This is a genomic window from Paenibacillus sp. MDMC362 (assembly GCF_003269305.1).
Taxonomy (GTDB): Bacteria; Bacillota; Bacilli; order Paenibacillales; family Paenibacillaceae; genus Paenibacillus_AQ.
Map to the genome: position 1 here is coordinate 1 of NZ_QLYT01000057.1, position 6,835 is coordinate 6,835.

Annotated in this window: 8 protein-coding genes; 7 read left to right on the top strand and 1 reads right to left on the bottom strand. The window is 43.2% G+C overall.

The annotated features are described in order from the left end of the window. Together DP091_RS25240 and DP091_RS25245 are read left to right on the top strand one after the other, a co-directional pair. Window positions 1–584, top strand: a 584-nt coding sequence (locus DP091_RS25240) for a DUF3600 domain-containing protein (protein WP_113060838.1), incomplete at its 5' end; no start/stop codon positions are given. 1,010 nt (window positions 585–1,594) lie between these two features. Then, a complete protein-coding gene (locus DP091_RS25245; RefSeq protein WP_113060839.1) occupies window positions 1,595–1,918 on the top strand; it encodes a c-type cytochrome in 324 nt (107 codons plus the stop codon). A gap of 92 nt (window positions 1,919–2,010) precedes the next feature. Here DP091_RS25245 and DP091_RS25250 read toward each other — a convergent pair whose 3' ends face one another. Next, a complete protein-coding gene (locus DP091_RS25250) occupies window positions 2,011–2,649 on the bottom strand; it encodes an SCO family protein (protein ID WP_113060840.1) in 639 nt (212 codons plus the stop codon). Between the two features lie 276 nt (window positions 2,650–2,925). Between DP091_RS25250 and DP091_RS25255 the strand changes: the two genes are divergently transcribed. The 5 genes from DP091_RS25255 to DP091_RS25275 all read left to right on the top strand — a co-directional run bounded on the left by DP091_RS25255 (window position 2,926) and on the right by DP091_RS25275 (window position 6,757). Next, the gene (locus tag DP091_RS25255; protein ID WP_113060841.1) at window positions 2,926–3,297 is read left to right on the top strand and encodes an Ig-like domain repeat protein; all 372 of its coding nucleotides are present in this window, start codon (window positions 2,926–2,928) and stop codon (window positions 3,295–3,297) included. A gap of 140 nt (window positions 3,298–3,437) precedes the next feature. Then, window positions 3,438–4,622 carry a right-handed parallel beta-helix repeat-containing protein gene (locus DP091_RS25260; RefSeq protein ID WP_258394689.1) on the top strand — a complete coding sequence of 395 codons (1,185 nt, stop codon included), beginning with the start codon at window positions 3,438–3,440 and terminating at the stop codon, window positions 4,620–4,622. Next, window positions 4,619–5,197, top strand: coding sequence for a nitrous oxide reductase accessory protein NosL (locus tag DP091_RS25265; RefSeq protein ID WP_113060843.1), 579 nt, complete (start codon window positions 4,619–4,621; stop codon window positions 5,195–5,197). Before DP091_RS25260 ends, DP091_RS25265 begins: the two co-directional genes overlap by 4 nt. Next, window positions 5,194–6,015, top strand: a complete 822-nt coding sequence (locus DP091_RS25270; RefSeq protein WP_181469918.1) for an ABC transporter permease — start codon at window positions 5,194–5,196, stop codon at window positions 6,013–6,015. The genes DP091_RS25265 and DP091_RS25270 overlap by 4 nt, the downstream gene beginning before the upstream one ends. Then, the gene (locus DP091_RS25275; RefSeq protein WP_113060844.1) at window positions 6,008–6,757 is read left to right on the top strand and encodes an ABC transporter ATP-binding protein; all 750 of its coding nucleotides are present in this window, start codon (window positions 6,008–6,010) and stop codon (window positions 6,755–6,757) included. Before DP091_RS25270 ends, DP091_RS25275 begins: the two co-directional genes overlap by 8 nt. Window positions 6,758–6,835: the final 78 nt, after the last annotated feature.

The following is a 6,835-nucleotide window of genomic DNA, read 5'->3' on the forward strand; positions in this document are numbered from 1 at the left end:
TCCCAACAGGTGCTTTTGCCGGTTATAGCTACATAGCTGATTCCATCTATGGTTCGCGGGACAATATCGGAGTAACTCAAAAGCAATATGATGAGCTGGAGGCAAAGCTTCAGACCGCCAAACAAAACCTCAGTGAAGAGGAGTTTACAAAATGGATGTCCTTACTAAAAGAATGGGGCCTCCTTAATTTGAAAATTGCCGATACAAAAGGGGATTTTCATATTGAGAGATTGAGCGTAGGAGAGCAAAAAATCTATAGAAGGTTAACCGCAGAGCTAGAGCCACTCTTTCGCAAATTAAATGAAGTTCAATCAACGAAGGGAGAAGCTAAACCTATAGATAGCACTACTTTTTGGAATGGAGTGCTAGATGAAGCAGGGCAAATATTCAGCAAAGAAGAATTTGATGAGTTTCAAAAATTATTAAATGAATTGAGGGCTTATGACGAGAAAAAAGATGATCCGGATGGTAGTGTTCATACAGAACGCCTGTCAAAGGAAGATCAAATGAATATAGAGCAATTGTTCCAGCAGATGCAACCATTTTTTAAGAAGTTGGGCATAACAGTTAAGCCGAAAACTTGAGCTGTCGAGGAACAAGAACATGTAAAACTCCACGTTAACGAAACGTTAGGAGCAACCCTAGTTCACCTAACTCAAGAAAAACTGAAGCCTTTTCAAACATGATTTTAGAATTGTAAAGCCACTCAACTAACGGGAAACTATAACTAAATAATTAACTTAAACGAGGCTGCCGTCATGATCGGTAGCCTCGTTGTGCTTACGGGCAGTTTTCTTTAGATACAATATTGATGTTCGGATATGTATAAGCTCTCCTGCAATGCCCAAAGATACTTTTTTTATTATATCGAAACTTTACCTATACACGTAGTAATTTTTAAAATTGAATTTTTAAAACCCGTTAGTGATTAATTCCAACGGGTTTTTTGTCTAATGACACAAAAGTGTCTACATTAATTATTTTAGAAAAGCTTGATTTACAGGCTTTTTTATTTTTATGTAGATTAATTTGTGTCATCAAGAAATGCACAAAAGTGGCCACATTGTGGGATTATGACGTAAATGTGACAACATTGTAGGGGAGCTCCTTAGAAGAACTAAAAAGATGGCACTGAATCCACCGGCCTGCCGATGGAAAAGAAACCGAACGTGTTAAAAGATGAGTGGTGGGGGTATACCCCAAGTGCAAACCATCCGCCTCAACGGGTGGTAAAGATCAATCAACGGGCAGTTCAACGCAAGTTTACTCCCGATTCGTCTAAAAAGTCCTTCTAAACTTTCTTGATAGAAGTTCGCTTACTTTTTTAGGGAAACCAGTGCTTAGGTAAAAAGGAAAAAGGGTTGAATGGAAAGTGGCAGTTTATTAATTCACATTGAATATAAACTCTATTGTTGAGTGATCTAATAAAGTTGAAGCAGCGATAATTAGATTAGTGAATTTATAAAGGCTGCTCCAAATTGAACTATTAATTATTTTACATATAGCCCCAAGGAGGCATTTTAATCTATTTATAATTGAGAGAAAATAAGAAAACAATCGATTGGAACTGAAAAGTATGGGTATGGAGGGCAAGATGAGAAAAAATCTTGGTAAATATGTGGGCGCATTAATTCTAGTTGGATTACTGACAGCATGTGGCAGTGAAACGACCACAGAGCACTCAGCAACAACTGAGAATTCGATACCATCGGTTTACAAACAAAACTGTTTGTCCTGCCACGGAAGCCAGCTCGAAGGAAAGTACGGACCCAGTTTGCAAACAGTAGGAAGCCAACTTACCGAGGAAGAAATCACGACCATTATTTCCAAGGGGCAAGGAGGCATGCCAGCCTTCGGTAAGCGTTTAGATGACGAAGAGATTGCATCCATTTCTGTATGGTTGTCGGAACAAAAATAAAGGAAGTAGCTTAATGATATTCTTCCATCACCCGCTCCAGCTAAAGGAATGTCGTAGGAAGCTTCATGAATAATTAAGAACAGCAGTAGGATTTAGGAATCCCGCTGCTGTTCTTTTAATAATGTCTTGATATCTGTCAGAATCTGTTCATTCTCCATATCTTCACCCATCCGGTAGATCTGGCGCACACGCTGCTTACCATCGATTAACAGCAATGAGGTGATGGAATGCGCAAACAATCCATCATCGAGGCGCACAATCGATAGATTATACTGAGAAGCCAAATCCTTTACTTTGTTTTCATCTCCTCGCAGCAACGTCCATCCGCTCTGATCAATTCCCATCCGCTCCGCATATTGTTGCAATACCTCAGGTGTATCATTCTCAGGATCAAATGTAATGGAAACAAACTCGACTTCATTGCCAAACTGTCCTTGTTTCTGAAGCTCACTTTGGAGTGCAACCATATTAGCGGTTGTAGCAGGGCAAATATCCGGACATCGGGTGAAAATAAATGACGTCAATCGTATTTTCCCGTCAAATTGTGCTTCAGTTACAGTTTTTCCATGTATATCAGATAAAGAGAAAGCTGGGGAATTCATTTTAACTGGCAGAGCAGGTTTCAAAAAGGAGGCAAATAACCAGTAACCGATGGCAATGATGATAATGATGATAATGATTAAAGCTAAAATAATATACGAACGCTTTGAAGCTTTGCGAACAGGGATCATATTTTTTCTCCTTCGCTATATTGGTAAATTGCGGTTTTTATTGTATCGAATATCAGGGATTGTTTCTATGACTCTATTGAGCTATGTCATGCATTTGATTACCGTGATCTTTCACTTCTACATCTTCTGCAATCATAGAGTATATCTCGTTTTCTTCTGCATGTCACAAATCTGTCGATTTTCAACCTTTGAAATGGCTCCATAGAGTTATAGGACAGAAGCATTTGAATTGCTAAAATGTGAAAGACTGACAACCGGGTTGGAGGGAGTGAGGGAATGAAGCAAAAATTGGTTTCATTTATGGCAGTGGTTATCCTTTTGGGTATCGTAACGGCATGTTCAGGCGAGGAATCCGTCGATTTGGAAGCTGTAGAAGTAGAGCTGTCTACAAAACCTGAAACCGTTATAGCGGGAAGCCAGGTCGATTTACAAGCTTTGTTCACTGGAATGAATGTATCTGGCAAGGCACAGGCTACCTTTGATTTCCGGATTGGGGATAAACCGATACTCATTGAAGCTGTGAATGAAGGGGATGGTGTATTTAGCGGTTCGTTTACTTTTGCTGAAAAGGGGAACCAGACGATTTTTATACACTTGTATGAGGACGATATCCATATTACTAAGAAGAAACAGGTAGAAGTGCAATGACAGTCAGAAGAAGCATGATGCCCCTTTTTTTACTCTGGTTTTTTTTGGCGTTATTGAATAGCAGTCCAGTAAGAGCAGAAGACAAATGGCTTAATTTGCAAGCTTTATTGGACCAAGCCAAGCCAGGAGATACGCTTATATTGAAATCCGGCAATTACCATGGCCCGATTACCATTAACAAGCAGTTGACGATACGACCGGAAGAAGGTGGCACGATAGAACTGAGAAATATGAGTGACCTACCGGCCATCACGATAGAAGCTGACAATACAACGATTGCCGGACTCCGCATCACCGATGTCATGGTCAAGGAAACGCCGACTGTGCTCGTCAAGGGTCATCGAGCTGTCGTGGATAGGCTGCATATCCAGACTGGTGGAGATGGAATATCAGTACGTGACGCAAACGAAGGTAGCTTGACGAATAATACAATCGATTGGATGGCAGATGGCGTGAAAATGGCCGACAAAGGCAATGGCGTAGATATATTCAATGGGCATCGTTGGAAAATAACCGACAATACGATTCGTGATGTACATGACGGCATTTATATGGAAAGCAGCGATGATATCCTCGTCTCAGGTAATGTAATCGAACGCTCTCGTTATGGCGTTCACTGCATGTACACAAATCGGACCATCATCGAGCGGAACATAGGCAACCTAAATGTGACAGGGGCCATGGTGATGACTGCTCGACAAGTATCTGTTGTCGGGAATGTGTTCACGAAGCAAAGCCAGAACGTAAATTCGCAAGGAATTCTGCTATATGACACACACGAGACGACCGTGACAAATAATACGGTTGATGGCAATCGGGTTGGCCTGTATGTGGAACTATCAACCGGAAATATCTTGAAGAACAACAGAGTAAGTTACAATTTTGTCGGTATGCAGTTGCTGGAGTCAAGTGCCAATTCTATCAAAGGCAACCAATTTATTAGTAATGTGTCGGATGCACAGGCACGAGGCAGTGAGGAAAATCGGATTACAGAGAATTATTGGGACAATTTTCGGGGTATCGATGCGGATGGAGACGGGATCAGCGATATAACATATGGAATGAATCCGTTTTTCCAGGGACTCACAAAAAAGCGACCAGCATTTCAATTGTTTTTTCAATCACCGGGCATGGTATTCCTGGAAGGACTCTACCAGACGGATCGAGATCGCTGGACTATGGATAAGGCCCCGCTAATGGTTCCGCCCGGTAACGATGATCGAGGCGGAGACCAGGGAGGTTTAATAAAGACCGGACTTATGGGGTTCATACTGCTAGGCTGTACAGCCATTTTAATTTTATCGATGAGGAGACGAAATACATGAGAAAAGGGATTCAACTAACCTTAATTATGGTTGCTATCTTGATGATACTATCTGCTTGCGGAGGAGAGAAGTATGAGCCGCAGGCTATCAACGAAAATACGGATGTATGTGTCATTTGCAAGATGGCCGTCAAAGACGACCAATATGCGACTCAAATTATAACAAAGGACGGTCAATCTCTCAAATTTGATGATATCGGCTGTTTAAATACGTGGAAGAAAGAGAACGGAACCGATACGATCGGCGCAGAATTCGTCCGAGATTTTAACAGCAAACAATGGCTCCGTTATGAAAAAGCATACTATGCCTATGATCCTTCATATCAAACACCAATGGCTTATGGAATCGTCTCGTTTGAACAAGAGGCGGATGCCACAGCTTATATTGAAGAACAAGGCAAAGGTAAACTCATGACGGCAGAAGATCTCGCCAATCACTCGTGGGAAGTCAATCGGGATATGATGGATATGGGAGGGGAGCACGGTCATGATCATGCACCGGATCAGGAGCCTGGTGATGATATGCCTGACCACAGCGCCGATGAGCAACCAGCAACCGGAGGACACGGCTTGTGAGTGAAATGGGTTATGTAGCTGTAAGAGAAATGAAAATTGGCTTTCGAAATCCATGGGCCTATTCATTCATGGCCCTTTTCGCCATGTTTATGGTAAGTTTATTGATTATTAACTCGCAAGGTTATGTAAGCGGATATTCCGGCACTAGCGGCACCATGTTAAACCTGGCGTTATATTTGCTTCCTTTGATGGCGCTGATGTTGGGCTCTTTTTCCTTAACAGGCGAGAAGGAAGAGGGCAACTGGGAGCTTCTCTCAACTTATCCGCTGGGTACCTGGTCTTTTCTGGCTGGCAAGTATATCGGGCTTTCCATCGTCTTGTTATCCATTGTTTCCTTTGGATTTGGATTGTCGGGAGCAGCCAGCTGGCTTTCGGGTAGTGGTTTTGATTTTTTGACTTATCAGCAGCTTCTGGTCTTTTCAATAGGTTTATCCCTGTTTTTCCTCGGATTGGCCATGCTGATCGGTACACTCGCCCGCAATCGTTGGCAAGCACTTACGATCGCGGTGGGTGTCTGGTTTTTTGCCATCATTGCATGGCCATCTATTCTCATTGCATTGCTCGGCATGATGCCATACCCCTGGATCAAACCGGCCGTCACTACATTGACATTTCTTAATCCTGCAGAATTGACGCGTCTGTTTACCGTCGTCAAATTAGGTGGAGGCTCGACGCTCGGGCCGGAGTATTACGATGGGATGGTATGGATTCGTTCCACTTGGGGTACCCCGGTGTTTATTGGCGTGATGTTGCTCTGGATCGGCACCATGTTGACCATCTCTTTTGGATTATGGGAAAGGGGAAGAAGTCGTGGATAATCATCTGGTTCGGTTCGATGGGGTTCACAAATCGTTTAAGGGAAAGACGGTCATTGAGGATTTACAGCTGCATATCAGACAAGGGGAGGGCGTTGCTCTGTGCGGGGGGAACGGTGCGGGAAAAAGCACGTTGCTTCGCATGGTGGCCGGTATTCTACGTCCGACGAGGGGATCCATCTCCGTAAACGGTCACGATTGGCAGGAAAACAGACAAAATTATGCTCGGCAAATTGGATATATGCCGGATGATTATCGGTTTAGTCCAGGATTAACAGCCATGGAGACTATGCTTTTTTGGGCAAGGCTTCGCGGTCTTGGGAATACTCGCGCCAAAGAGGTGCTCTCGATGGTCGGCTTATCGGATACAGGCAGTAAACCCGTAGCTTCCTTCTCCAAGGGCATGAGGCAGCGGGTGTTGTTTGCACAAGCGCTGTTAGCAGAACCACCACTGGTGGTTCTGGATGAACCCACCAACGGTCTGGACCCTTACTGGATGAACACCTTCATAACGCTTGTGCGTCAAGCAGTATCTAATGGGCAAACGCTTCTCTTTTCAACGCATCAATTGGAAATTGCGGAAGCATTGGCGGATCGCATCGTTTTTTTACGGGATGGGAACGTGATTCTAGACAGAAAGAGGGATGACATCCACCTAACAAACGAAACCGAGGGGATGCAGGAAGTATTTAGAGAGTTGTTTGGGATCTCTGGAGGATTCTCCAGACACGAAGAAAAATTATAGTAGTGACAATTCCACTTTTTCTAAGGCTTTATATTAGGAGATAAAAGTTCAAGGAGTTTGTCTACATAGTGGGCGAGG